Source organism: Clostridium sp. OM02-18AC, assembly GCF_003481825.1.
Lineage (GTDB): Bacteria > Bacillota > Clostridia > Lachnospirales > Lachnospiraceae > Brotaphodocola.
On record NZ_QULW01000017.1, the window covers coordinates 61,513 to 87,178 of the forward strand.

Annotated in this window: 27 protein-coding genes; 23 read left to right on the top strand and 4 right to left on the bottom strand. The window is 38.1% G+C overall.

Annotated features, from left to right (window positions below):
- Positions 1-821 precede the first annotated feature (821 nt).
- Entirely contained in the window at positions 822-1,352 is a 531-nt protein-coding gene (locus tag DXB18_RS12275; protein WP_009247529.1) for a helix-turn-helix transcriptional regulator, read from the bottom strand.
- A gap of 448 nt (positions 1,353-1,800) precedes the next feature.
- On the opposite strand from DXB18_RS12275, the gene DXB18_RS12280 reads away from it, so the two are divergent.
- From DXB18_RS12280 to DXB18_RS12315, 8 genes are all read left to right on the top strand, one after another.
- Positions 1,801-1,989 carry a transcriptional regulator gene (locus DXB18_RS12280; protein ID WP_009247528.1) on the top strand — a complete coding sequence of 63 codons (189 nt, stop codon included), beginning with the start codon at positions 1,801-1,803 and terminating at the stop codon, positions 1,987-1,989.
- A complete protein-coding gene (locus tag DXB18_RS12285; protein ID WP_009247527.1) occupies positions 1,990-3,081 on the top strand; it encodes a site-specific integrase in 1,092 nt (363 codons plus the stop codon).
- A complete protein-coding gene (locus tag DXB18_RS12290) occupies positions 3,071-3,406 on the top strand; it encodes a hypothetical protein (RefSeq protein WP_009247526.1) in 336 nt (111 codons plus the stop codon). Before DXB18_RS12285 ends, DXB18_RS12290 begins: the two co-directional genes overlap by 11 nt.
- Positions 3,396-4,550: an AAA family ATPase gene (locus DXB18_RS12295; protein WP_009247525.1), complete on the top strand. Its 1,155-nt coding sequence runs from the start codon at positions 3,396-3,398 to the stop codon at positions 4,548-4,550. Before DXB18_RS12290 ends, DXB18_RS12295 begins: the two co-directional genes overlap by 11 nt.
- Before the next feature lie 355 nt (positions 4,551-4,905).
- Positions 4,906-6,045 (top strand): plasmid recombination protein, encoded by a 1,140-nt coding sequence (locus DXB18_RS12300; RefSeq protein ID WP_019190307.1) that lies wholly within the window; start codon positions 4,906-4,908, stop codon positions 6,043-6,045.
- Positions 6,046-6,071: 26 nt separating this feature from the next.
- Positions 6,072-6,449 carry a TnpV protein gene (locus tag DXB18_RS12305; protein ID WP_009247523.1) on the top strand — a complete coding sequence of 126 codons (378 nt, stop codon included), beginning with the start codon at positions 6,072-6,074 and terminating at the stop codon, positions 6,447-6,449.
- 453 nt (positions 6,450-6,902) lie between these two features.
- Positions 6,903-8,447 (top strand): ATP-binding cassette domain-containing protein, encoded by a 1,545-nt coding sequence (locus tag DXB18_RS12310; protein ID WP_009247522.1) that lies wholly within the window; start codon positions 6,903-6,905, stop codon positions 8,445-8,447.
- 84 nt (positions 8,448-8,531) lie between these two features.
- Positions 8,532-9,029, top strand: coding sequence for an aminoglycoside nucleotidyltransferase (locus tag DXB18_RS12315; RefSeq protein WP_009247521.1), 498 nt, complete (start codon positions 8,532-8,534; stop codon positions 9,027-9,029).
- A 306-nt stretch (positions 9,030-9,335) separates the two neighbouring features.
- On the opposite strand, the gene DXB18_RS12320 is transcribed toward DXB18_RS12315, so the two are convergent.
- From DXB18_RS12320 to DXB18_RS12330, 3 genes are read right to left on the bottom strand one after another with little or no spacing between them, the layout of a single operon-like run.
- The gene (locus DXB18_RS12320) at positions 9,336-10,193 is read right to left on the bottom strand and encodes a hypothetical protein (RefSeq protein ID WP_118708082.1); all 858 of its coding nucleotides are present in this window, start codon (positions 10,191-10,193) and stop codon (positions 9,336-9,338) included.
- Positions 10,193-10,762 (bottom strand): helix-turn-helix transcriptional regulator, encoded by a 570-nt coding sequence (locus tag DXB18_RS12325; RefSeq protein WP_118708084.1) that lies wholly within the window; start codon positions 10,760-10,762, stop codon positions 10,193-10,195. The genes DXB18_RS12320 and DXB18_RS12325 overlap by 1 nt, the downstream gene beginning before the upstream one ends.
- A gap of 24 nt (positions 10,763-10,786) precedes the next feature.
- Positions 10,787-11,260 (bottom strand): GNAT family N-acetyltransferase, encoded by a 474-nt coding sequence (locus tag DXB18_RS12330; RefSeq protein WP_118708086.1) that lies wholly within the window; start codon positions 11,258-11,260, stop codon positions 10,787-10,789.
- Positions 11,261-11,465: 205 nt separating this feature from the next.
- On the opposite strand from DXB18_RS12330, the gene DXB18_RS12335 reads away from it, so the two are divergent.
- The 15 genes from DXB18_RS12335 (at position 11,466) to yaaA (ending at position 25,563) form a co-directional block, all read left to right on the top strand.
- Complete coding sequence (locus DXB18_RS12335; RefSeq protein WP_087306154.1) at positions 11,466-11,654, top strand: MarR family transcriptional regulator; 189 nt, start codon at positions 11,466-11,468, stop codon at positions 11,652-11,654.
- 11 nt (positions 11,655-11,665) lie between these two features.
- Complete coding sequence (locus DXB18_RS12340; protein ID WP_118227678.1) at positions 11,666-12,751, top strand: site-specific integrase; 1,086 nt, start codon at positions 11,666-11,668, stop codon at positions 12,749-12,751.
- Positions 12,748-13,125, top strand: a complete 378-nt coding sequence (locus DXB18_RS12345; RefSeq protein WP_118521519.1) for a hypothetical protein — start codon at positions 12,748-12,750, stop codon at positions 13,123-13,125. The genes DXB18_RS12340 and DXB18_RS12345 overlap by 4 nt, the downstream gene beginning before the upstream one ends.
- A gap of 100 nt (positions 13,126-13,225) precedes the next feature.
- Positions 13,226-14,206, top strand: coding sequence for an AAA family ATPase (locus tag DXB18_RS12350; RefSeq protein WP_118708088.1), 981 nt, complete (start codon positions 13,226-13,228; stop codon positions 14,204-14,206).
- Positions 14,207-14,314: 108 nt separating this feature from the next.
- Positions 14,315-14,554 (top strand): hypothetical protein, encoded by a 240-nt coding sequence (locus DXB18_RS16230; protein WP_015515202.1) that lies wholly within the window; start codon positions 14,315-14,317, stop codon positions 14,552-14,554.
- A gap of 169 nt (positions 14,555-14,723) precedes the next feature.
- Positions 14,724-16,064 carry a plasmid recombination protein gene (locus tag DXB18_RS12360; protein WP_118708090.1) on the top strand — a complete coding sequence of 447 codons (1,341 nt, stop codon included), beginning with the start codon at positions 14,724-14,726 and terminating at the stop codon, positions 16,062-16,064.
- 37 nt (positions 16,065-16,101) lie between these two features.
- Positions 16,102-16,392 (top strand): hypothetical protein, encoded by a 291-nt coding sequence (locus DXB18_RS12365; protein ID WP_347560889.1) that lies wholly within the window; start codon positions 16,102-16,104, stop codon positions 16,390-16,392.
- A 214-nt stretch (positions 16,393-16,606) separates the two neighbouring features.
- Positions 16,607-17,023: a YjdF family protein gene (locus DXB18_RS12370; RefSeq protein ID WP_118708092.1), complete on the top strand. Its 417-nt coding sequence runs from the start codon at positions 16,607-16,609 to the stop codon at positions 17,021-17,023.
- 67 nt (positions 17,024-17,090) lie between these two features.
- On the top strand, positions 17,091-19,352 hold the full coding sequence (locus DXB18_RS12375) for a hypothetical protein (RefSeq protein ID WP_118708094.1): 2,262 nt from the start codon (positions 17,091-17,093) through the stop codon (positions 19,350-19,352).
- Between the two features lie 656 nt (positions 19,353-20,008).
- Complete coding sequence (locus tag DXB18_RS12380; RefSeq protein ID WP_118708096.1) at positions 20,009-21,445, top strand: ATP-binding protein; 1,437 nt, start codon at positions 20,009-20,011, stop codon at positions 21,443-21,445.
- Positions 21,446-21,886: 441 nt separating this feature from the next.
- Positions 21,887-23,290 carry an SMEK domain-containing protein gene (locus tag DXB18_RS12385; protein WP_118708098.1) on the top strand — a complete coding sequence of 468 codons (1,404 nt, stop codon included), beginning with the start codon at positions 21,887-21,889 and terminating at the stop codon, positions 23,288-23,290.
- Between the two features lie 228 nt (positions 23,291-23,518).
- The gene (locus tag DXB18_RS16355) at positions 23,519-23,746 is read left to right on the top strand and encodes a hypothetical protein (RefSeq protein ID WP_118708100.1); all 228 of its coding nucleotides are present in this window, start codon (positions 23,519-23,521) and stop codon (positions 23,744-23,746) included.
- A gap of 393 nt (positions 23,747-24,139) precedes the next feature.
- Positions 24,140-24,352, top strand: a complete 213-nt coding sequence (locus tag DXB18_RS12395; RefSeq protein WP_117649891.1) for a DUF6219 family protein — start codon at positions 24,140-24,142, stop codon at positions 24,350-24,352.
- Positions 24,353-24,355: 3 nt separating this feature from the next.
- Complete coding sequence (gene bcp / locus DXB18_RS12400; protein ID WP_118543348.1) at positions 24,356-24,811, top strand: thioredoxin-dependent thiol peroxidase; 456 nt, start codon at positions 24,356-24,358, stop codon at positions 24,809-24,811.
- Complete coding sequence (gene yaaA, locus DXB18_RS12405) at positions 24,811-25,563, top strand: peroxide stress protein YaaA (RefSeq protein WP_118708102.1); 753 nt, start codon at positions 24,811-24,813, stop codon at positions 25,561-25,563. The genes bcp and yaaA overlap by 1 nt, the downstream gene beginning before the upstream one ends.
- Positions 25,564-25,666 lie beyond the last annotated feature (103 nt).

Here is a 25,666-nt window from a genome sequence, read left to right on the forward strand (position 1 = left end):
TGTGATATTATCTAGGTGTTAAAAATTAAATAGTCATGGTTAGGATTGTTAGCTTGTGTTTTCTCATGTAGCTCTGTCATGTACTCCCAACAACTTAAAAGTAGATTTCAGTGGAGATTTATAATATCAGGAGGTACGCTTATGACAATAATAACAACTGTAAAAAGCATTATGGTGGGCGACGGAATTTCTGGGAATTTTTGCTAAAATGTGCAGGGGCAATGGAAAAAATTACGGCTGGCATGACATGAAGAATCCGGGAGGGTCAAATCTCCAATTCCCATCGGGGCTGTTTTCAGCCCCATTTAATTTTGAAACAAAAAATAGACGCTCATTGTTGAACGTCTATTTTTGGATGATATTGAGGTTTGCTGGTCTATCTTATAAAATCTGAATGTACTTCGATTGCATTTTTATTGCATTTTTTATTTTTTTTCACATAGATTTTAGTGGTTGATAGTTCCTGAAAATGCCTTAAAATCAATGATTTTCACTTATATAGCATACTGTCTGTCTGGAGTTTGAATAAATCGAGTTGCTTAAAAAAGCCAGTGTTTATGCGGGTTTCAGCGATTTCGATTAGTCTTTTGATAACAAATTGATAACAGTCATAGCAAGTGCCATTATTCTTGTTATCCAGTGGTTTATGGGTAACGGAACAATTAACAGGTGGCTTGCAGACTAAAGTTCGGAGCTTGGCTCTGAACAAATTCCATATTATAAACTAAGCCCTTAGCTGTGGTTAATAACCATAGTTAAGGGCTTTTTTGTCGTTGCCAAAGCATCTGTAGGGAGCTGCCAGTGGCAGGTCCTGTAGGTGCTTATTTATCTTTCAAGTGGTCTTTGAATGCTTCCACGAGAGCGTCACTTAATTCCTGTGATGGAACTTTTGCCCAACGCTGTGTGGTGTCGAACTCTGGATAATGGTAACGCCAGTTATCGTATTCTTCTCTGTTGATTTCTTCGGAAGATAGCTTGTCTGCCTGTTCTTTCCAAGCATACAGCATTTTGAGGAGTTCATATGCTTCTCTGCCTTTGTCCTTGTTGACCTTTAAGCATACCTCTCCGTCTGCTTCACTGACAGTAAGACCGTAAATATCTTCAAGGGTAAACAGAGTGTGCATAAGACCGATATAGCTGTCTATGTCAGGAACATCAAGAGCCTGTGGAGAAACATCAAGCACCTGTGCCAATGCATTTGTAAGGTCTGCTTTCGGTTTGCGTGTACCAGTTTCGTACTGTGCCAAACGCACATCAGCACTCTTTTCTGGAAAACCGATTGCTGTACCGAGATACTTTTGTGTCATACCACGCATTAGTCTGAAAAAATGTATTCTTTCGCTGATAGCCATAATGATACGCTCCTTTTATATTTAGTGAAATAAGTATAGCAGAAATGTTTAGTGGAAGTCAAGAAAAACCGAAACAAAAATGTTTAATATTTTCTTTGCAACCACTTGACAATAGCAAATATGTTTAGTAAAATAAATTACGAATTAAACAAATATGCTTAATGCGACAACTGAATGACCGTCCGAAAAGCCAAACCGCCAAGACCTCGTCGGAGCAAGTTCCGTATCGTTCGCTTGTGTGCAAGCACAAAAGCTCATTCGCTGCACTGCTCCTCCTCTTCCCCAAAAGTCTCCGACTTTTCGGGAACCCCTATACGAGCGAGCGCCTGATGTACTGCGGTGCATTGGGACAGCACAGCGCCTGCCGACAAGCAGGAGTGCCTGTTGGAACTTTAACACGGAGAAAGCGGCAAGCAAAAAATTATTTTAAGAAAGGAAGAAAAAGGATATGGAAAACAGATTTATCCGAGCCGAAGATGTGGCTCAGGAACTAAACGTATCAAAACCTTATGCATATAAACTCATCAGACAATTAAATGAGGAATTGAAAGCAAAGGGCTTTATTACGATTGCAGGGCGTGTAAATCGCCAGTATTTTTACGAAAGGCTCTACGGAGCAGGAAAGGGGGAAATGTAAATGCCGGTATTTAAGAATGAAGATAACGGTACTTGGTATGTGATGGCAAGGTATGTGAACTGGAAAGGGGAACGCAAGCAGAAATGCAAGCGTGGCTTTGCTACCAAACGAGAAGCACAGGAATGGGAAAGAATGTTCAAATTGCAGACTTCTTCAGACCTTGATATGAGTTTTGAAGCCTTTACGGAGCTTTATATCAATGATGTGAAGAACCGTTTGAAGGAAAACACGTGGCTTACCAAAGAGCATATCATACGCACAAAGATACTTCCGTATTTCGGGAAACTGAAAATCAGCGAGATTTCCACAAAGGAGATTATTACTTGGCAGAATGAAATGCTTGCCTATCGTGATGAGAAGAAAAAGCCTTATTCACAGACGTATCTGAAAACGCTGCACAATCAGTTGTCCGCCATTTTCAATCACGCTGTCCGCTACTATGAACTGCGTTCCAATCCTGCGGCAAAGGTGGGAAATATGGGACGTGAGGAACACAAGGAAATGCTGTTCTGGACAAAGGAAGAATACAAGAAATTCTCTTTTGAGATGATGGACAAGCCTGTTTCCTTTTATGCGTTTGAAATGCTTTACTGGTGCGGTATCCGAGAGGGCGAGCTGTTAGCTTTGACTCCGGCAGATTTCAACTTTGATAAGGAAACAGTCACAATCAATAAATCCTATCAGCGTTTGAAAGGGCAGGATGTGATTACTTCTCCGAAAACGAAAAAGAGCAACCGCACGATTAAAATGCCGAAGTTTCTGTGTGAGGAAATGAAAGAATATCTCGGTATGCTTTACGGATTGAAGAAGAAAGACCGTATCTTTACGGTGACGAAAAGCTATCTTCATCACGAGATGGACAGAGGGGCAAAGGCGGCAGGCGTGAAGCGTATCCGCATTCACGATCTCCGTCACAGCCACATTTCACTCTTGATTGATATGGGCTTTTCTGCGGTGGCGATTGCTGACCGAGTTGGTCACGAAAGTATTGATATTACTTATCAGTACGCACACCTCTTTCCGTCAAAGCAGATTGAGATGGCAGAAAAATTAGATGATTTAGGGAAAGGAGATTTTGAAAATGTCAGCTAAGAACAGAGATAACAAAAATCGTTGGAGGAATATCACAGTAGGGTTTCGAGTATCGCCCGAAGAAAACGAACTCATTAACAGAGCTGTAGCTCTATCAGGATTGCCAAAACAGGAGTATTGTTACCGCCGTTGCTTAAATCAGGATGTGGTGGTACAGGGCAATCCGAGAGTGTATAAGGCGTTGAAAACGGAATTTGCCACAGTCCTTGCGGAACTGAAAAGGATTGAAGCAGGAAAAGGTGTGGATGATGAACTGCTGAGTGTAATAGAACTGATTTCCATTATTCTCGGCGGTTTGAAAGGAGAGGATGCGAATGGAGAATAAAAAAGAAATGACTATTCCAAATGTATCTGCGGCAACAGATGCGGAACAGTCACTTTCCAAATGTACTGACAATAGTATAGTCAATCAGGATACGGATTTCAAGGGGTACGAGCAATCTTTTGAAGAAATGCAAAGGGAAATACTCAGACAGTTAGACCCTTCCTATCTGAAAACAGTATCAATGACAACGCTGTATGATACGGTGTTTGAGGTTCAGACACCACTTATCGACGGTCTGCTCCAAAGGGGAACTTACCTTTTCGTAGGTTCCCCGAAAGTGGGAAAGAGCTTTATGATGGCACAGCTTGCCTATCATATCAGCACAGGCACACCGCTTTGGGAGTATAAGGTGCGTAAGGCAACGGTGCTTTATTTTGCCCTTGAAGATGATTACCCACGTTTGCAGAAGCGATTGTTTCAGATGTTCGGTGCAAAGGAGACAGGCAATCTGTATTTCGCAACGGAATGTAAAACGGTCAATGGCGGACTGGAAGAACAGATAAGAGGGTTTATGAGGGAACACCCAGACACAGGCTTGATTATCATAGACACCTTAAAGCGTGTGCGTGAAGCAGGCGGAGCAGATTACAGCTACGCAAGTGATTATGATGTTGTGGCAAGGCTGAAAGCGTTGGCAGACAGTTACAAGGTTTCAATGCTTATTGTTCATCATACACGCAAACAAAAATCGGAAGATATATTCGATATGATTTCAGGCACGAATGGTCTGATGGGTGCGGCAGACGGTGCATTTGTTCTCAGTAAGGACAAGCGTACTTCCAACAATGCCACACTTGATGTTGCTGGCAGAGACCAGCAGGATATGAAAATCCATCTTGTAAGGGACAGCGAGCGATTGGTGTGGAACTTTGCAAAATCGGAAACGGAGATGTGGAAAGAACCGCCCGAACCTCTGCTTGAGAAGATAGCGGATACGCTCTTTTCGGAAAGTGACAGATGGGAAGGAACTGCTTCGGAACTTTGCGAAAGGCTTGCGGTGGATATAAAGCCGAATGTACTTTCTTTAAGGCTCAGTATCAACGCAAGCAGGCTGTTTCGTGATTACGGTATCCGTTATCAGAACAGCCGCACACACGACGGAAGAAAGGTTTCACTTTGGAAAGAAACCGAGCAGACGGCGTGACAAACGGTGTCAAAGGTGTCAATGTTTTTGAGAGCAGCACGCTGTGAAAAACATTGTCACCATCGTCACACTTTGACACCGGATAAAGTTTAGGGGAGTGTGCAGAGAGTGCCTTTTCAAAGGCGGCTCTTTGGTCTCGCCTGCTGGCTCGGTCGGTTCGCAGGCGTGTGTGCCACCGGCACACGCTCACCCCTCGGAGAGCCTTCGGAGAACGCAAAACCTGTTTACAGGTCGCATTTTTGATGGGTGTACCCGTCAAAAGTGCTTTTGCGTTACTTTTGACAAAAGTAACAAAACCTGAGAATGTTGAAATTTACAGATGGGAGATGAAAAAATGCAGAGAACGATAAGTGCAATGGTCGGTAAAGGCTCGGTCAATCACAATAGCCGAAAGTTCCGAGCAGAAAATGTAGACGGAACTCGTACTCATCTCAATATCGACTACTGCAATGAAAATATAAAGACAGTTTATCACGAATTGTTTGATGAAGCATTGGAAAGATACAATGCCAAGCAGATAAGGTCAGACCGAAAGATAAAAGATTATTATGAAAAAATCCGAAGTTCCAAGCAGGAAAAACCGTTCCACGAAATCATTTTACAGGTGGGCGGTAAGGGAAATATGAACGCCGATACGGAAAACGGAGAACTGGCAAAGCAGATTTTAGATGAATACTATCAGGGTTTTCAGGAGCGAAATCCACAGCTTCGGGTGTTCTCGGCTCATCTGCATATGGATGAAGCTACACCACATCTGCACATAGATTTTGTACCTTTTACCACAGGCAGCAAGCGTGGACTTGATACAAGAGTGTCACTAAAGCAGGCTCTTGCAACGCAAGGTTTTAAGGGCGGCAGTCGTGGCGATACGGAGTGGTCGCAATGGATACAGTCCGAAAAAGAACAGCTTGCGGCGGTGATGGAACGTTATGGGATTGAGTGGGAACATTTAGGCACACACGAAAAACATCTTTCTGTTTTGGATTATAAAAAGCAGGAAAGAGAAAAAGAAGTGGCGGCATTAGGTGCGAAAATCGAGCAGAAACAGATTGAATTTGATGTGTTGTCGGAACGAGTATTGAACTATGATAAGGCAAAAGACGAGCTGTCAAATCTTGAAATAGAGCTTGATACTGCACCGAAATATCAGTTGCCAGAACCAGAGAAATTTATGACTGCAAAGGCATATAAAACCAAAATGGCAGAGCCGGTTGTAAGGAAATTGAAGCAACTTGTCAAAACGGTGCTTGCCCGCTGCTTTGAGGGGTGGGACAACTATCATAGGCTGAATACAGCGAATGCACAGTTATACCGCACCAATCAGCGTTTGGAGAAAGTCAATGAAAGATTGACCGAAGAAAACAAAATCCTAAAAGCAGAAAATAAAGATTACAGCCTGCTCCGTAAGGTTTTTGGTCGCAAACAGATAGATGATTTGTTGGAGCAGGCAAGAACAGTTAAAGGTCGCAAGCGTGATAATACACGATCACGATAGACAAAAATCACAGGAGGAAAAGGAAAATGACAAAGACAATTTTTGAAGAAATGGGCGGAACTTATAGACAGGTGGGTGATTATTTATTGCCGAACATCACAGTACCAGCCGAAGAAGAAATAGAGCCGATTGGTTTATGGGGGAAACGACATGCAAGGCATTTAAAGGAACACTATAAAGTGTTATATATGAACCTGCTGACAAGCGGAAAGCTGCATAGTTATCTTGCAGAAGTCGATAAGCAAGCAGAGGATATGTTTCTTCGACTGGTAAAGGAATATGCCGACAGACAAGATGTGACGGAACAATTAAAGAAAGATAATCCCTACGAATGGATTGGAAGAATGAATAATATTCAGGCTTGTGTGAGGGAAGTTGTAGGAACGGAGTTGATTTACACATAAGCGTTTTACGGTATGGTGCTCCTGCGTTTGCTGGAGTGCTGTGGTTGTGGTTGTAAAGAGGTTGTGAAAGATTGAATTTCGTAATGGTTGGATGTATAATTAGGAAGTGAAAATTTTAATTTGCACTTCCATAAGGTGAAATGTATTGACACAAAAAATACAGTATGATAGTATTGCCATTAGAAGAAAGAAAGGCACATTTTGTGTAAGGTGAGGAAATGATTAATAGATAATTTGATTTAAGTAAGACACATATAGTTATTGAGCCTGTAGAGAATAGGTTTGTTTTGTGTACGCTTAAGTTGGATTATCGCAAGAGGCATTTCCTTTGTTTTCCTTTTGGAAAAGAAATAAGGGGCTATTTAGCGAGTCTATTTTTGCGTATGCAAAAAAGACTCGTTTTTGTGTGTTCAAAATAATAATTGGCTCAGACTTCGAAAAGGAGAAACTTTAATGTTGCAGATAAAAAAATTAAATTTAACACATAAAAAAGACCTGAGAATAATTCTTAATGATTTCAACCTTGTGCTAAATGATGGAGATAAGGCAGTTATTATTGGAGAAGAGGGAAATGGGAAATCGACATTAATGAAGTGGATATACAATCCGTCGCTTGTAGAAAACTATATAGAAGCAGATGGGGAAAGGATAATGGGACACGAACGTCTTGGTTATCTTCCGCAGGAGATGCTCGATGAAGATAAGGAAAAAACAATATACGAATATTTTTCTGAAGAGGAAATATTCTGGGAGAAAACGCCTAAAGAATTGTCTGTTATTGCGGGAAAATTTGGAATGAAAAATGATTTTTTCTACAGTAACCAGACAATGGGTAGTCTTTCAGGAGGCGAAAAAGTCAAGACACAACTTATGAGGCTTTTCATTCGCGATGTTTCTGTGCTGTTGTTGGACGAACCTTCCAATGACATCGACATTGCGACGCTTACATTACTGGAAAAAATCATAAATGACTGGAAGCACATTGTGCTTTTTATTTCACACGATGAAACGCTGATAGAGCGTACTGCCAACATGGTGATACATATCGAGCAGATTATACGAAAAACAAAGGCGAGATATACCGTGGCAAAGCTTCCCTATAGACGCTATGTGGAAGAACGGCTTCATAAATTTGAAATCCAAAAACAGCGGGCACTGAGTGACCGTAGGGAGAAAAAGATTCGCGATGAAAAATATCAAAGAGTTATGCAGAGTGTACAAGGTGCATTAAGAAGTTGTACCAGACAAGCACCGTCTGTTGCCAAAAACTTAAAGGACAAAATGCATACGGTTAAGGCAATGGAACGAAGATTTGAAAAAGAAGATGAAAATATGACTCAGATGCCGGAACAGGAAGAAGCAATCTTTGTCAAATTAGGGGATGAAAACTCACACATTCCCGCAGGAAAAACGGTCATAGAATATGAACTTTCAAAGCTTGTGACTCCGGATGGCAAAAGAATTTTAGCAGAAGGAATTCATTTAAAAATAAAAGGTTCAGAAAAAATCTGTATGATAGGAGCCAACGGGGCAGGAAAAACGACTCTTCTAAAAAAGATAGCGGAAGAACTCCTAAATCGGAATGACATTAAAGCAGAATATATGCCTCAAACTTATGAAGACCTGCTGGATTTGGATGTTACACCGGTTGATTACCTTGATAAAACAGGAGATAAAGAAGAGCGTACAAGAATTAGAACATACCTTGGTTCACTTAAATACACACCAGATGAAATGGAGCATCCGATTCGGGAGTTATCAGGCGGACAAAAGGCGAAAGTGCTTCTCTTGAGGATGAGCTTAAGTGGTGCAAATGTTCTTATTCTGGATGAACCGACAAGAAATTTTTCACCATTGTCCGGTCCGGTAATAAGAAAAATGCTCCGAGAATTTCCGGGGGCTGTCATTAGCATTTCTCACGATAGAAAGTATATTGAAGAGGTGTGCGATAAAATATATCAGCTAAATCCTAATGGATTACAGCTAATTGGTGATTGATAACAAAAAGGATGAAAGACTGACAAATTTCAGGCTTTTAGTGAGTTGGAAAGCATACAAAGATTTGAATTTGGAGGATAGATTATGGTACGTACAGAAGATGCATGTGAAATTATAAAATATGCTTTGCAAAACGAAATTAAAGTATATTTAGATGGCGGATGGGGTGTTGATGCACTTCTTAAAAGAGAATCAAGAATACACAATGATATTGATTTGTTTGTTGAACTGAAACATTATCATGATTATATTTATGTGATTAAGCAGCATGGATTTGAGGAAGTAAATACTGATTATACAACGGATGGTCATACTGTCTGGAAAGATGATAAACAAAGAATCATTGATTTACATTGTTTTGAATTTACAGATGACGGAATTGTTTATGAGGGAGATATATTTCCATCAAAAACTTTTTCCGGTATTGGAAAAGTTGGAGATATAACTGTTTCTTGTATTGAACCATTGAGTCAGGTAATGCTTCATTTGGGATATGAACACGATAAAAATGATGTGCATGATGTGATGCTGTTGTGTGAAACATTTCAAATAGCAATACCAGATGAATATAAGGAAAAGTAAAATTTCAGTTTTGTGTTGAATCTCTAAGCAAAATAGCTTATAATTTGACATGCTACATATAGTTATTATCCACAGTTATCGAGTAGGTGTTATCAATGCCGATAACAAAATGATAACATTAGCTCGTATAGGCAGGATAATATGGATATATCAAATAATCAAAAGAACGAGAAACATTACAGAGAATAATTCCTAAACAAAAAGCGTTAGTCTTTGTAGAGTGGGAATAGTAAACAGAGAGCCGGGAAGCCGCATAAACAGCGGACTTCCTGGCTCTTAGTATGTGTTGTGATACCTTTTTGATACCTATTCAGAGAATAGTTGTTCTTCTTTCATAGACTCAATAGAGATAAACGATAGATTTTTATGCGAAATTAGGTTGTTTAAATAATCCGTAGTCTCTGAAAAACAATCTTCTTGAGATATAATTAAGATAATAAAACGAAAATTTCTGTGAGCAGTATTTTCGTATGAAATACCACGCTTTTCAATTTGATTAACTAGTCGGGCAAGTGTAGCCTTTGAAACAGGATTATTCCAGTATTTGATTTCATATAATAAATCAATGTTATTATATTTTGAAGATGCAATAATATCATAATCGCAATTACCAACTTTGACATTTTGATGGACATTATACTTGCGTTTGAGTTTATTCTTCAGATAACTATAGCAGGCATCTTCTATTTCAAAAGCTTTTCTGATTCGAAAGGAAGCTGTTGAATTAGAAGGGGTTATTTGAGAATCAGAGTTTGAGTTTTCATGGTTCTCAATGTCTTCATTTATGACCTTTTCAGCAATTTCTTGAGCAGACATACTTTGAATATGCAATTCTTTTTCTTCTAAATCCAATTTAGTTATTTGATCTAAAGTTTTTTGTATTTGAAGCCATTTTAAACATCCCCAGAAAGTAAAAATTACACCAATAATAATAAACACAATACAAATGATGGGTAAGTATTTAAATATATTTTGAACGTATTGTATTTTGATACTTAAAAAGTCAGAAGAAATTTCTGATAAATTGTTTGCTTCTTCTTGTGTCATGATAATATCATATGAACCAGAAACTAAATAATGCAAGCAAAATAATGGCGCAACAATTAAAACAATACCAACTGAAACGATAAATTTATAAAAACTGTCGTATTGTAATTTATCCATTATTGATTTCTCCACTGATAACTGTTATTTTTCTTGTCATTTCCCTTTTCATCAACGCTACTGCTGGAAGCTGGCCAGTTGATTTTCCATTCAAAATATTCGTCCTCTGAAATCTCTCCGCTTTTTAGCTGTTCTTTCCGCAAACCCCATTCACGCAGAAATTCATTTACCAGACCATAATCAATCCACATACCGACAGGAGCATGAGCAGGCCATTCGTCACTATCATTATAGCGAACAGACTTATCATCAGAAACGTTGCACTTGCCGGGATTGCGGACAAGCTGAAACAGATGAAAGGTATTGCGGTTGTCCTCGTCAAGCCAGAAAAAAGTCTGCATAATGTCCTCAGCGCAGCCGGGGGCTTCTATAATAAAATTGATATAGTTGACATTCAAAATCCTGGCAATTTCCATGAGAGTATCTTTTTTGGGAACACGATAGCCGGATTCATATTGTGCCACACGAACATCAGCGTTGCGCTCCTCATATCCCAGCTTCAATCCTAGTTCTCGTTGTGTTAATCCCCGAAATGTGCGGATTCTCTTAATTCGCTCTCCCAGTATCATAATTTTGTGTCCTTTCCTTAAACTTTACAAATTACACACCATAATCCATTCTTCTTCGTTTTCCCGTACAATATCAAAACCGATTTTTCGATACATTTCAGCCGCATAATTAGCCTTTTGAACAGAAAGTGAAACACGTTTATAACCATGTGTTTTCAACAAAGATAGCATTTCTTTCATCATATCGGTTCCTATCCCCTGTCCCCGGTATTCTTTGTATAGAGAGATGGCAAGAGAGGGCGTTTCATCATCAATATGTCCGTAATCGTGTATAATGCGTACCCAGACAGCACCAACGATTTTTTGTTCAACTTCTGCGATTAATGCGAAATCAGCTTTTGATGCCCCGAAGCGGTCAACATAAATTTGTAATTCGGGAGAAGCGATAATATTTTTCGGTGGCGGCTTTATACCGTCTGGAATAAAAATAGCTTCGTATAGAAATTCATTCAATAGAGGATATTCCATTACCGTCATTTCTCGTATCGTGTATTCCATAAAGCTCTCCTGTGAAAATAGTTATCCCGTTTCCTACATTGTAGCATACCTAAAATAATACGGCAACAAAAACTTATCAGAAATGCTAAATTTAATAAAAAAGATAAACTTAACAAAAAAGCTATTGACAATAGCAAAAATGTTAAGTATACTGAAGATACAGAACTTAACAAAAAAGTTAAAAATCCAAAAGGAGGACGTGTATTTGAAAAATGATTTATTTGTAACAGCCGGAGAAGTGGCGCAGGACTTAGGCATTTCCAAACCATTTGCTTATAAGCTGGTGCGGCAGATGAACGAAGAACTGGAAGCAAAAGGTTTTATCACAATCGCCGGACGAGTGAGCAGAAAATACTATGAAGAAAAATTTTATGGCATGGCACAGGCGAATTAGGAAAGGAGATTATGGCGGCGTACAAAGACGAACAGCGGGGAACATGGTATGTGTCCTTTCACTATTATGACTGGACTGGTAAGAATTGCCGGAAAGTTAAGAGGGGATTTAAGACCAAACGGGAAGCAACAGAGTGGGAACGGCATTTCCGTATGAAAGAAGCGGCTGACTTGGATATGACTTTTGAGGAATTTGTTCAGGCATACACAAGAGATATGAAGCCGAAACTGAAACACAATACCTGGCTGACGAAAGAGCATATCTTGAGGACAAAGCTACTGCCCTATTTCAAGGATAAGAAAATGCGTGATATTCGTCCGAAAGATATTATCCAGTGGCAGAATGAACAGATTTCCTATCGTGATGAAAAAGGAAAGCCCTATGCTCCGACTTATTTGAAAACTCTACAATCAGAATTGAGTGCACTGTTTAATCATGCGGTACGGTTCTATGAACTGAAAAGCAATCCTGTTGTAAAGGCGGGGCCGTTGGGAAAGGGAAAAGCGGAGGAAATGTTGTTCTGGACAAAAGAGGAATATCTGAAATTCATTGAAGCGGTAAAGGACAAACCATATTCCTATCATGCGTTTCAGATATTGTACTGGTGCGGTTTACGAGTGGGCGAACTGTTAGCTCTCACGTCGCAGGATATTGATTTTGATAACAAAGTCATTCGGATAACAAAATCTTATCAGCGATTGGAGGGTAAAGATGTAATTACAGACCCGAAAACTCCGAAAAGCAAACGAAATGTAAGTATGCCGGATTTCTTATGTGAAGAACTAAAAGATTATATCGGCAGATTATACGGGATTCTTCCCACCGACCGTATCTTTCATCTGACAAAAAGCTTTCTGCACCATGAAATGACAAGAGGGGCGGAAAAAGCGGGAGTGAAACGCATTAGAATCCACGATTTGCGACATTCTCATGTATCACTGCTTATCAGCATGGGATTTTCGGCGGTATCAATCGGAAACAGGGTGGGGCATGAAAGCGTGGATATTACTTATCGCTATGCTCATATGTTCCCGACGGAACAGACACAAATGGCAAAATTGCTGAATGAAGAATTTAAGGAGGGCGCAGAGGAATGAGCGGCACACACAAATATCCGACAATCAGTTTCCGTATCTCTCCCAGAGAGAGGGAAGAAATCGAAGCAAAGATTTTCACAAGCGGCATGAAGAAAAAAGATTATTTTGTCCGTTCCTGCATTTATAACCGGGTGTGCGTGGTAGGCAAGAAAGAAACGGTTTATCAGATTGTGGAACGGTTGCAGGAAATGGAGAATCGGCTGGTGGAACTGGCGGAGCAAATTGATGGCAAAAATCCGGGGATTACTTCCAAAGAAATCAGAGATTTGCGGGAAGCCTATGAAGATATGCTGAAAGCAATTCTTTGGATGTTGGACGGTGCAAGGTATCTGTGGCAAGGCGAAGAAAAAAGCCCTGACAGCGGCAACTGTTAGGGCTGTGATAACTGGAAAACCTCTGTTATCAACAATTACAATTCAAGTATAGCAGAGGTTTCTTCCGGTGACAACGAATTTTTCAAAAACGGAGGACATTATGGCAGGAACGAGAACAGAATTACAGATGATTAAAATGTCGGAGATACAGTCGCAGGAGGTGGCGTGGCTGTGGTTTCCGTTTATCCCTTATGGAAAGCTGACGATTGTACAAGGCGATCCGGGGGACGGTAAGACAACGCTTGTGCTGAACATAGCGGCGAAGCTGTCAAAAGGCGAGGGTCTGGACAGCAAAATGAAACTGACGGAGCCGCTGAATGTGATTTACCAGAGTGCGGAGGACGGGCTTGCAGATACGGTTAAGCCCCGTTTGGAAGCGGCAGGAGCAAATTGTGAAAATATTTCCGTCATTGACGAGAGCATAAAATCACTTTCCATGATAGATGAACGTCTGGAAGAAGCAGTCATAAGGACAAAGGCGAAGCTACTGATTTTAGACCCGATACAGGCGTATCTCGGCGGCGGTATGGATATGAACCGGGCAAATGAAGCAAGGGATATGACAAAGAAGCTGGCGACTCTGGCGGAGAAATATCAATGTGCCATTGTACTTGTAGGGCACATGAACAAAGCGGCTGGAAATAAGGCAGCATATCGGGGCATGGGTTCCATTGATTTCTTTGCGGTGGCAAGGAGCGTCCTGCTGGTCGGCAGAGTGGAGGGCGAAGCGAATATAAGGGCGGTAGTCCAGATAAAAAACAATCTGGCGGCGTTTGGGCACCCGAAGGCCTTTGAGTTGTCGGAGAACGGTTTTCACTGGCTCGGAGATTATGAGATTACCGTCGATGAAGTGTTGGGCGGTATCGCTCCGAAAGCGAATAAGCTGGAACAGGCGAAGCGTCTGCTCCGGGAAGTGGCAGAAACAAACAATGCCATGCAGAGCAATGAGATTTTCAATCTTGCAGAGGAACAGGGTATATCCAGACGGACGCTTGAAAATGCGAAAAAGGAATTGAGTATCAGAGCAAAGCGGATAAACAATTCGTGGTATTGGGAACTGGATAAAATCAAGCCGGAATAAGGCAACAGCGCAACAATGCAGAGTATATAGAATTTGCGGGCTTGGTGTCTGCAAGGTTGCAAAAGATATAGACCTTGCGTTGTTGCGGTCTTGAAAAGGAGGACGAATATGATACGACAGCCAGAATGGGGAACCCGGAATGTGAACAAATATTTTTACGAGAGTGAAGCCCGGAGGATTGCCGAACTCAATGAAATATTCGGAGATATAGAATTGACTGAGGCAGAAATGCGGATGCTGATATGGCTTGCCGGATGGGATGAATATACGATAGAAAATGTACTTTCGGCTATCCGAAAAGCTATAGCGGCGGAAGTAAAGCGGCGGCAACAGCCGCCCCGTCCGTAGGACGGAAAAGCCCCCGGCAGGGCGCAAAGGCAGCTTTTGATGGATGGAACGGCTGTCAAAAGTGCTTTTGCGTTACTTTCGACGAAAGTAACAAAGCTTATGCGCCGTATCCGGCGCTGATTGCCCGGAAAGGGAGAAAGGATATTGATTGAAGCGAACTATCAGTTTTATGACAGGAAAAGGCTCTGTCAACCATAATAGCAGAAAATTCCATGCAAAGAATACTGACCCGGAGCGAAGCTGTCTGAACGTGGAATACTGCAATGAAAATGTTAAGGACGTATATCACGAATTATTTGATGAAGCACTCGCCCGGTACAATGAGAAGCAGACCAGAAGTGACCGCCGGATTGACGATTATTATGAGAAAATCCGTTCCGGCAAGCAGGAAAAGCCATTCCATGAAATTATTTTGCAAATCGGGGATAAGGACAACATGGGGGCAAAGACAGAGAACGGACAGCTTGCGGCAAAGGTGCTGGATAAATATATGTGGGATTTCCAGCGGCGAAATCCTACGTTAAGAGTATTTAGTGCCTATCTTCATATCGACGAAGCAACGCCCCACTTGCATATAGATTTTGTACCGTATACGACAGGAAGCAAGCGGGGACTTGATACAAGAGTTTCTTTGAAACAGGCGTTATCTGCTCTCGGATTTAAAGGCGGTACAAGGCGGGAAACGGAATTAAATCAGTGGGTGGCTTATGAGAAAGAACAGCTTGCCGCCGTCATGCTGGAACATGGGATTGAGTGGGAGAAGAAAGGCACACATGAAAAGCATTTATCTGTTTTGGACTTTGAGAAAAAGGAGCGGGCAAAGGAAGTTGCGAAATTGGAGCAATCTATTTCTGACGGAAAAGAGCGATTATCAGATATTCAGATTCAGCAGAGGAAAGCGGAGCAGGAAACAGAGCAGATACGCCAAGAGGGCGAAGCAGTCCGGCAGGAACTTTCGGAAACAAGTAATTTGCTGAAGGAGCAGGCGGAAACGCTGGCAGAGGACAAGGAAAAGCTGCTGTCTGATAATGAGAAATTAAAGAAGCAACAGAAGAAATTGCAACAGGAGATTGAGAAAATGCTTCAGTCTAAGGCGGTTATGGAACGGAATATACACGCCTATGACGAGGACGAGAAGTGGCAGTTGCCTGAACCGGCGGCATTGATGTCTGCGAAGGCTTATAAGGATAAAAAAGCCTCTCCACTTGTGGAGAAATTGAAAGAGACGATAAAAGCACTGACGATTAAATGCATTCAGCTTACGGAACAGGGAAAGAAACTGAAAGATAAAGTTACCCGGCAGGAACAGCAGATCAGACACCTGACAGATAAGGTCATGGAGCAGAGTGACATTATTGACCGATTGCAGGAGCAAACGGCAGATTTGGAGCGTTTAGAGCGTTATTTTGGTAGAGAACAGGTGCAGTCGATAGTTGGACGGTCTAAGGCTCGGGGACGGGCAGAAAAGGCAAATAAGCACCTGAAACGTGCATTTGAAATGAACAGATAGGGGGATTGATAGAGTGACAGATATGGAGAAAAAAGTTATGGTTCGGCTATGTGCGAAAATTCTTTCGGAGACGGATTGGTATGATATGGATATGGAAGTACGCAATCTGATTGACTGGATATGCGTGTCGGAGCAGATAAAATCAAATAATAATGAGATACGCAGTCTGACCGGAGAATATAAACGGATAGAACCGGATTGCCGGGAGGGAGTGAAGGCGCAGTTGGAACGCATGAAATCACTCTGTAAAGAACGAGACAGCTTGTATGAGAAGCAGAACGATTTGAAAGGGCAGAAACAGAAAATCGAGAGAACGTTGGAACGGTAAGAATTTGGGGCATGGCGGCGGCTGTGTCCCTTATTTATTGTGGTAAAATTGCTAATGGTATGCTAAAATCAAGGAGCAAAGATAAAAACGCAACGTAAGAGAAAATTCCTTACAGAGCCGGTAGGTAGCCCGGCCGCACCATCTAGTGTAAGTAACCCTCCCTCCTTAGGGTCGTCCGTTCTTTGTTCATACAATCATTTAAGGAGGAATTGTCATGGACAAAGTATCAGGTAGATTGACAGTATTTTTTGAAGAACCATTCTGGATAGGTGTGTTTGAACACATATCGGAGAAGAAATTGTCTGTATGCAAGGTTACATTTGGTGCGGAACCGAAAGATTACGAGATATATGATTTTGTTCTGAAAAATTACTATCGACTGAAATTTAGTCCGGCTGTGGCAACTGATGTAAAAGAAGCTAGTCGCAATCCGAAACGGGTACAGAGGGATGTGCGGAAACAGGTACAGAACACTGGGATAGGAACGAAGTCGCAACAGGCTTTGAAATTACAGCAGGAGCAGTTTAAAACCGAACGTAAAGCTGTGAGCCGGGAACAACGGGAAGCAGAGAAACAGCGGAAGTTTGAACTGAAACAGCAGAAAAGGAAAGAAAAGCATAGGGGCAGGTAACTGTCCCTATGCTTTTAAGTCCATGAAGAACAATAGAAAATCTAATTAAAGAGGTGAACACTTTCGAATGAATTATTTGGAGCATAAGACACAAGTAAAATTTGTTGATGGTTTGCTGGCACAATCACAAGAATGGCAGTGGCTGATAGATGAAATACAAGAACGATTTGAAATTAAAGAAATTACTTCTTGGGAACAATATATTGCTGAAAGTGTTTCCATAAGAAATGTGTTTGGATATTTTGTAAAAATACTAAATGTATGTGATAAAGACTGGATATATTCAAAAGAGGAATTTAAAGAAATATGGGAAATTGCAAAGTTTTATATTGGAAGTGTTAATGCTAATAATTGTGTCGATAAAATATTGCATAATCAATGTAAACTTTTCTTTTTTTGCGTGTGGATAACGAAATTGGAAAATGGAGACAATAATTCTGACTATTTGTATGATATTCGATTACTTAATCAAAAGAATTATTTTGAATTGATTAAGTGCGATTCGCTATTGGAAGCAGAAAAGAAACTGATAGGTTACACGCATACCATTTCTGTATCGGGGTTAGGCACTCCTTTGAAGAATTTGCAAGACAATCTGAATCAGGTAGAATATACATGTAATGTTGATTTTTTATTGCGACATGAAAAAGAGATTTTAAGTTATAATGCCTTTTCTTATCAGCATATTAATGAAAAAGATTGTCAGACCTGGCAAGAAGTGTTTTTGCTAGATATGCTGCGGGTATCGTTTGAAAAGAAAAGTATACAGCCCATGTTTTCGGGAGCAAGTGGATCTGTTCCAGATATATCCATGTGGAATAAGGAGATTTTAAATGTTTTAAAGAAATACTTTAACCATGTGATTGCGAATTTTATTTTAGATTCTATTGCATATATGGCATTTAGCATTGAACCAGCAAAAGAGGTAAAAATGCTTCATTGCAATCTTTTGATGAAAGCTATTGAATCAGGGGAAGGAAGTTATAAAATTTTTTCTAGTTCTTCTTATCGTATTTTGTCTTATTTACATCAAGATAAATTAATGAGAGATTGTAACAAAGAAAAAGATTACATTAAATTTTTAAGAATAATACAGGAATGGAAAGAGCCATCGCAGATTATGAACATTAAAGAAGATGGATATCCTATTTCTAAAGAACAAAGAACTATAGTAACAGAATTTCTTACTAACAAATTTAAGGAGATAGACAATGTGTACACAATAAATGACTTGCTTGGATATCTGGAAGATGAAATCAAAACAAAGCAAATTAGTACAGAATATCTTCAAAGGGTAAGTGAAAAGTTTAAGAAATATACAGAGGAAAATACAAGTGTTATTGTTTCTTCAGTATACTATGCCTACATGATTTTTTTGATTAAAATAACAAAAAACAATCAAAATGTAGATAAACGTTATGTGCAGAAAGAAATGATACATATACAAAAGATTTGGCAAGAAACCATATATGAAAAGCAGTGTAAAAATATGCATGTGTTTTCATATGAGAAAGAAGTTAAAACAGAGAAACTTGTGAAATTTAGTGATTTATCATTGTTAAATCCAATCATCTTTGCTAAAAGTTGTACCCCTTCTTCAGAAAAGGCAGTATTGAATGTAATGATACATACTTCGGAACATCCACTATCTCATTTGTTTCGTGGAATGACATTAAGCCCTATATTTCCTACAGAAAAAGATAAAATAGTCTATGAACGTCATGACATTGATAAAATGCTTTTAGAGTATATAAATGAATTAAAGTGTAAAAAAGGGTATAAATTATTAAATCAACTTGAATCTGAGGTGTTTGTGTCCAGTCTTCATGAAAGATATAAGATGAATACAGAAAGTGCCTTGTCTATGTTTATAAAAGAAGAAGATTTATATAATGCTGTAAGGGCGGAGACAAAAATAAAGTTGCTACCATATTCCAATACGATATCAGTAGCAATGGTGACACAATTATTTCCAGTACTAGAGATTAAAATACGCGAATTAGTAACATTATTTGGAATTTTCCCTTTTAAAAAAAATATAGATGAGTTTATGCAATATAATGACCCTAGTTCATTGTTACGGGAATTATTGACAATGATTTTTGATGAACAACATAGCTTTGAAAATGTACCAGATTTAATCTTTATTTATAATATTATGTATAATGGAAATTCTTGTAATGTGAGAAATGAATGTATTCATGGTAGAGATTATTTATCTGGCGGCAGACTTAGATTTGCATTTCGAGCAACATTATTTGCGATACATATGGTGGAGTTTCGGATAAACACAATTAAAGAAAATGTTAGCGATATTATGGAAATTTAAGGAGACTAGCTATGAAAAAATTGTGAGAAGGAACTGAAAAATAATCTTGGGATAATTTCAGATTAAAATAACTATTATTGCATTAGCAACAGTAGAAAATTAGACACCTTTTGTATGATATAAAAATACCCATTATGAGAATGCTACATTTTATGTTATTACATATGCACTTTCAAATACAATGAAACAAATAAAAAATAATTTTGCTATTTTCTATAGCCAGTGAGTGGTTCACAGCACATGAAAAAAGTACGGATTCTTGTTTTTGGCTTGGTAGAGAAATGTGACTATTAAAGATGTTACAACTTAGGATGGTTGCCAATAAATTTTTTATATTAGAACTTTAAAGCGAAAAAGAAAAGCTATTGGTAAGTAATCTTTTCGTTGTAATTCGGATTTGCTTGCAGAAGCAAGAAGATATAATGATGATTTATATAAAATGTATGAAGACATAAGCATGAAAAAGAATAATAAATCTGATAAATAAGGATATATAATGTAGTTAAAGAATAAGTTTATCACTTTGAATGAGCTTGTGAATTTAATTGATAGTAAACATAAAACAATAAATGATAGAATCTGTTTTTGAATACGAAAAAGTTTAATTATATATTGAGATAGTTTTATCAATCATAAAATAAAGAAGGAGTGAATTCATGGACATAAAGCAGCTAATTGGTGAAACCACAGATTATGACAAAAAGCTTGCTCTTGAAGAGAAGAAACCTAAAAGTTGGTGCAAGAGCATCAGTGCGTTTGCTAATTGTTTTGGTGGCAAGTTGATATTTGGTGTATCTAACAATAGTGAATTAGTGGGACTTGCTGATGCAGAAAGTGATGCGGAGAAAATTAGTGAAGCAATAAAAATACATTTGAATCCAATACCAGAGTTTAAGCTTTCGTTTGAAAAAGATGGGGACAAGACTTTTGTTATTGTAGAAGTTATGAAAGGTCAGCAGACACCATACTATTATGAGGGAAACGGGCAACTTGTCGCATTTATGCGTATAGGAAATGAAAGTGTTCCAGCGACTCCTTCACAACTAAGAGAACTGGTTCTTCGTGGTAGCGGTGAAAGCTATGATAGCCTGAAATCAAGATATGATTTTGACAATATGTCATTTACAAAATTGAAATCAGTATATAAGCAGAGAACAGGAAATACATTTGAAGATACAGATTATGAATCATTTGGATTGATTGAAGAAAAAGGGAATCTGACGAATGCTGGAGCACTTCTGGCAGATGAATCACCTGTGCGTCATTCCAGATTGTTTTGCACTAGATGGAATGGACTTACTAAGGCATCTGGAATTGTAGATGCACTTGATGATAAGGAATATACTGGCAGTCTTGTCACATTGTTGCAGGCGGGAACTGATTTTGTGAGAAATAACTCTAAGAAGGCATGGCGTAAGGTTGGGGACGGCAGAATTGAAATGCCGGATTATCCGGATCGGGCAGTGCTTGAAGGTGTAGTAAATGCATTAATTCATAGAAACTATATGGAGATAGGCAGTGAAGTCCATATAGATATGTTTGATGACAGAATCGAAATATATTCACCGGGTGGAATGATAAGCGGAATATCTCTAGAGGGAAAAGATCTATTAAAAATTCCATCAAAGCGAAGAAATCCGATATTAGCTGATATATTCAGTCGTTTGAAATACATGGAGCGTAGAGGTAGTGGGTTTAAGAAAATATTGGCAGACTACGAGGGTCAGGTTGAATTTGATGAGACTAAGATGCCGGTATTTGAGGCTGATAATGATGATTTTACATTGACTTTGTATAATCTGAATTATGGACATGATTATGTGATGAATGTTAATGATACTCAGGGAGGCATTCAAGATGGCATTCAAGATGGCACTCAAGATGGCACTCAAGGTGGCACTCAAGGTGGCACTCAAGACAAATTGCAGAAACAAATCTTTGACATGATAGAAGAAAATCCTCAAATTTCCACATCAGAAATTGCAACAAGGTTAGGTGTTGGTGTAAGGACTGTGAAGAGAAGAATAAAACAAATGACGAATATTGTATATGTCGGAAGTGGATATAGTGGTCATTGGGAGATTAAAGAGTAGTAAGTGCACTATATTATTCAAACTGTTAAAAGAGAAAATTACTGATGGCGAAGAAACAGGAGGTACATTACTTTGTAGTTAGTCTCGTGAGCTTTGAGATTTTGTGAGACTACATGATATAGCTGCAATGCGATAAAATTTGCGTTTGTGGTGGACTTGTAATATCAGTTTTTAGGTAGTCTTATTTTTTGAAGGCATTTCTTGAGGCTAACAAGAGATTGAGGAGGTTTAAAATTATGGACATAAGTGAAAAAGAGTGGAAACTATTTAGAAAAAAATATCGGATTGGCAAAAAAATATATGGAATGTTTCATCAAAGAGTATGTAAACTTTTAAGTTATACATAGAACGATTATAGGTAAGAGTATTTTTATGACAAATGATAAGGGTTTGGCTATAATCTACAATAGGTAATTTATTAGCAAAAAGGAAGAGGTTACAATGCATAGGGTTACACGAAAAAGCATAAAAGATTCAGATATTGATTTGGCAAGAGTTGAGAAGCGTTTGTCAGAAATTGCAGAAGAAATAAAAATTAATAACAAAAACAATTTAACGGACATAAATGTTATATGTGAAGAAATTTTTGGACAAATATTAAATAAACTATATGATATAAAGTTGGTTTCGATGTCAGCAGAAGTTTCTGGAAATTATATAGCTGTGGACTTAGTTGATTATGAAAAGCGAATTGCATACCAAGTAACTTCACAAAATATTCGTAACAAAATTGACAGGACTCTTGAAAAATTTAATTCTTCGGGCATGTACAAGGATATTGATGAAGTTCACTTCCTCATATTGAGTTCAGATGAACATAGATATAATGGTAAAGATACAAAATGTTTAAATAACGGAAGAATATTTTCTTACAAAGAAAATATAATGAATTTCAAAAAACTTATACATGAAATAGAAAAGAAAAATGAAATAGAAAATGATTTTATCGTAGACATATATGATTGCATTAGTATGGTATATGATTCGGGACGATTAAAATATTTTAGTATTGTAAATGAAACAGAATTATTGATGAGAACAGCAACTTATGATTTAGATGAGACAAAATCTTGGCTAAAAGGATATGGAGATATACATTTATCCGCATTTATTCCATTGTCTTATAAAGGTGAGTTAAGTTGTATGCTTCAAATTAGGCAACATAATTTGTCAGGGGTATACCTTACATTTGATCAAGAGATGTTATTAGAGGACTATTTTGTATCGGAAACGGAGTTTGAAAATAAACATCATGTTGGTAGATATGAGGATGAAGAAGAAATATGTATGCAGATTCAAAATATGCGTATTAATTTGAATGCACATACTGCATATCATATATATAAATTATTTGAGGAGCTTAAAGAAGAGTATTTCGCAACAAAAAGTGAGATTGACAGCATTCTTGGAACTAATGGTTTGAGTAGGGTGGGAAATAGATACTTGCTTATGACAATTGATATAATAGAATGGGAGGAAATATTATTTTTTGCGAGAAATCATGATTGGTTCCAAGAAGATGGCGAATTAGAGTGGAATATATTCAATAATAATTGTAGTAGAAATAGTTTGATACTGTCACCAAATGTAAACGGAAATATTCGAGGCGATATATTAGCTACAATATCAGTAATTCCTAATAAAACATGGAATAATAAATTGGATTTATATTGGGAACCAGGGTTTAAGGCTAATGAGAGATGTATGGATAGATTTGATAATGTTGTTAAATGGAAAGCTGATTATACTGTAGAATGGATAAAAAATAGGCTGTTGGAGAAATCACATACTTATTATGAAAAATGTAATGGTAAGAAATCTTTTTGGCAGAAAATATGGAATTGAATTGATAAACTAAAACTAGTGGATTAAAGGGAAAGTAAATAATTCTCTTATTTAAGAAAAAGTATGAATACAAATTATGAATGGTACTAACCATTAGTACCACAAAATTTCTTATTGCAGAAATATCGCTTGGAGATTATAATTTCCATAGGTGGACAAGCAAGCCAGCAGAAAATTATTCTGTGAATAGTAAAAGAAACCTGCAAGCCACCGGAACTACACACAATAATGAAAGAATGTAATGGTACTGGATTGGTACTAAAAATATGTGAAACGAAAAATGACGTGTGGAAAAAGTGTGGATTATCAATACAAAACAGTATAGATAACTATATTAAAATAACCAAAATCAAACTAGATTCTGCGAGTTTGAATAACGGACAGAACGCCGGAGATGCTGATAAAATGGGCATTTCCGGCGTTGTTTTATGTTGGTTGGCTCTAAAATGGCTCTAATTATTCTTGGCAATAGAAAGTATGTGGAGCGTGCTTTCTATTGTATAGATGTTTGTCTCTGCCGTAGGCAATGACAACTGTATTTACGGGACGTCCAACGTCCAGGATTTCACGTGGAATCGGCATTTCAGGCCCTCCTTTTATATAGTCTTATAATATCATATATAGTCTCATCGGTTGGGAAAGTTGTAATAGATGGAAAAGAGATGAAATAGTAATTTCCTGAAGGTAAGCTTTGGGTTAGATTTTTCAAAGAAAAATGATAGGATAACAATACATAGTTTTAACCATGATATTCTGAAAAATTTATAGGAATGCGCTATTATCAAATTGACACAGGAATGTGGTAGAGTATAATTACAATTGAATACACTGAAAAAATGGAGGAATTACATGAAAGCACATAAATATTGGTCAGTTGGAGCATTAATTACAATGTTTGGGACTTATTACACTGGATATAAAAAGCTAAAATCAAGTCATAAATACTTTGCTTTAAGTTCTATGTTATGTATGGTAATGGCGATATATACAGGTCATAAAATGATTACTGGGAATAGAAAAGAAAAGGCAAAAAAAGAGAAAGTTACAGATAGGGAGGAATAAATAATGTTGGAGGTAGGAATTAAGGCACCTGATTTTGAGTTGCCAGATCAAAATGGGAAAATACACAGATTATCGGATTATACAGGAAAAAAAGTAATTTTGTATTTTTATCCAAGGGATAATACACCAGGATGTACGAAGCAGGCATGTGGTTTTTCCGAGAGATACCCTCAGTTTACCGAAAAAGGTGCAGTTATTCTTGGAGTCAGTAAGGATTCTGTAGCGTCTCACAAGAGATTTGAGGAAAAATATGGATTGGCATTTACACTTTTAGCAGATCCAGAGCGAAAAGTTATTGAAGCTTATGATGTATGGAAAGAAAAGAAAAATTATGGCAAAGTATCTATGGGAGTAGTAAGAACCACATATCTTATTGATGAACAGGGGGTTATTATAAAGGCAAATGACAAAGTCAAGGCTGCAGATGATCCTGAAAATATGCTTAAGGAATTAGATTAATGAAGATAATATTATCCCCTGCTAAAAAGATGATTACAGATACTGACAGTATTGAACCGGATGCATTGCCTGAATTTATTGAAAAGACGACAGAGATACAAAGTTGGTTGAAAAGTAAGTCAAAAGAGGAACTGAAAGGCATTTGGAAATGTAATGACAAGATTGCAGAACAAAATTTCAATAGATTGGGAAATATGAATCTTTATCAGATGCTCAGTCCGGCTGTTTTATCATATGAAGGAATTGCTTTTCAATATATGGCACCATCTGTGTTTGAAGATATGCAGCTTGAGTATGTGCAAAATCATTTGAGAATATTGTCTGCATTTTATGGTGTTCTGAAACCAATGGATGGTGTGACACCTTATCGTTTGGAAATGCAGGCAAAGATCAGGATTGGAGATGCCAAAAATCTGTATGAGTACTGGGGTGACTTGTTATACCGCTCAGTACTAGATGACAGCAGGATTATCATTAATCTTGCATCAAAAGAATACTCAAAATGTATAGAAAAGTATTTGACACAACAGGACAGATATATTTCGGTTACATTTTGTGAAGCTTCTGGAGATAAAATGGTAACAAAAGGTACATATGCCAAGATGGCTCGTGGTGAAATGGTCAGATTTATGGCAGAAAATAATATTGAGAATCCGCTGGATATTAAGAAATTCGACAGACTTGGTTATTCATTCCGTTCTGATTTATCATCAGAAACGGAATATGTTTTTGAACGAAAAATAAAACAATGATTTAGATAAAAGATGCTCAGCATGGGCATCTTTTAATAATAATGAGAATTATTACTATGTTATTGACAATATAATAATGATGATATATAATCCTTATTAAGAA

What these genes read in the sequence shown, in the direction of transcription:
- DXB18_RS12395 (WP_117649891.1), top strand. Translation starts at nt 24,140, where the DNA reads ATGAAAGCACATAAATATTGGTCAGTTGGAGCATTAATTACAATGTTT.
- DXB18_RS12325 (WP_118708084.1), bottom strand. Translation starts at nt 10,762, where the DNA reads ATGATACTGGGAGAGCGAATTAAGAGAATCCGCACATTTCGGGGATTA.
- DXB18_RS12370 (WP_118708092.1), top strand. Translation starts at nt 16,607, where the DNA reads ATGGACAAAGTATCAGGTAGATTGACAGTATTTTTTGAAGAACCATTC.
- DXB18_RS12340 (WP_118227678.1), top strand. Translation starts at nt 11,666, where the DNA reads ATGGCGGCGTACAAAGACGAACAGCGGGGAACATGGTATGTGTCCTTT.
- bcp (WP_118543348.1), top strand. Translation starts at nt 24,356, where the DNA reads ATGTTGGAGGTAGGAATTAAGGCACCTGATTTTGAGTTGCCAGATCAA.
- DXB18_RS12295 (WP_009247525.1), top strand. Translation starts at nt 3,396, where the DNA reads ATGGAGAATAAAAAAGAAATGACTATTCCAAATGTATCTGCGGCAACA.
- DXB18_RS12305 (WP_009247523.1), top strand. Translation starts at nt 6,072, where the DNA reads ATGACAAAGACAATTTTTGAAGAAATGGGCGGAACTTATAGACAGGTG.
- DXB18_RS12365 (WP_347560889.1), top strand. Translation starts at nt 16,102, where the DNA reads ATGGTTCGGCTATGTGCGAAAATTCTTTCGGAGACGGATTGGTATGAT.
- DXB18_RS12275 (WP_009247529.1), bottom strand. Translation starts at nt 1,352, where the DNA reads ATGGCTATCAGCGAAAGAATACATTTTTTCAGACTAATGCGTGGTATG.
- DXB18_RS12345 (WP_118521519.1), top strand. Translation starts at nt 12,748, where the DNA reads ATGAGCGGCACACACAAATATCCGACAATCAGTTTCCGTATCTCTCCC.
- DXB18_RS16230 (WP_015515202.1), top strand. Translation starts at nt 14,315, where the DNA reads ATGATACGACAGCCAGAATGGGGAACCCGGAATGTGAACAAATATTTT.
- DXB18_RS12290 (WP_009247526.1), top strand. Translation starts at nt 3,071, where the DNA reads ATGTCAGCTAAGAACAGAGATAACAAAAATCGTTGGAGGAATATCACA.
- DXB18_RS12360 (WP_118708090.1), top strand. Translation starts at nt 14,724, where the DNA reads ATGACAGGAAAAGGCTCTGTCAACCATAATAGCAGAAAATTCCATGCA.
- yaaA (WP_118708102.1), top strand. Translation starts at nt 24,811, where the DNA reads ATGAAGATAATATTATCCCCTGCTAAAAAGATGATTACAGATACTGAC.
- DXB18_RS16355 (WP_118708100.1), top strand. Translation starts at nt 23,519, where the DNA reads ATGAAAGAATGTAATGGTACTGGATTGGTACTAAAAATATGTGAAACG.
- DXB18_RS12315 (WP_009247521.1), top strand. Translation starts at nt 8,532, where the DNA reads ATGGTACGTACAGAAGATGCATGTGAAATTATAAAATATGCTTTGCAA.
- DXB18_RS12280 (WP_009247528.1), top strand. Translation starts at nt 1,801, where the DNA reads ATGGAAAACAGATTTATCCGAGCCGAAGATGTGGCTCAGGAACTAAAC.
- DXB18_RS12300 (WP_019190307.1), top strand. Translation starts at nt 4,906, where the DNA reads ATGGTCGGTAAAGGCTCGGTCAATCACAATAGCCGAAAGTTCCGAGCA.
- DXB18_RS12310 (WP_009247522.1), top strand. Translation starts at nt 6,903, where the DNA reads ATGTTGCAGATAAAAAAATTAAATTTAACACATAAAAAAGACCTGAGA.
- DXB18_RS12350 (WP_118708088.1), top strand. Translation starts at nt 13,226, where the DNA reads ATGGCAGGAACGAGAACAGAATTACAGATGATTAAAATGTCGGAGATA.
- DXB18_RS12320 (WP_118708082.1), bottom strand. Translation starts at nt 10,193, where the DNA reads ATGGATAAATTACAATACGACAGTTTTTATAAATTTATCGTTTCAGTT.
- DXB18_RS12380 (WP_118708096.1), top strand. Translation starts at nt 20,009, where the DNA reads ATGGACATAAAGCAGCTAATTGGTGAAACCACAGATTATGACAAAAAG.
- DXB18_RS12330 (WP_118708086.1), bottom strand. Translation starts at nt 11,260, where the DNA reads ATGGAATACACGATACGAGAAATGACGGTAATGGAATATCCTCTATTG.
- DXB18_RS12285 (WP_009247527.1), top strand. Translation starts at nt 1,990, where the DNA reads ATGCCGGTATTTAAGAATGAAGATAACGGTACTTGGTATGTGATGGCA.
- DXB18_RS12375 (WP_118708094.1), top strand. Translation starts at nt 17,091, where the DNA reads ATGAATTATTTGGAGCATAAGACACAAGTAAAATTTGTTGATGGTTTG.
- DXB18_RS12385 (WP_118708098.1), top strand. Translation starts at nt 21,887, where the DNA reads ATGCATAGGGTTACACGAAAAAGCATAAAAGATTCAGATATTGATTTG.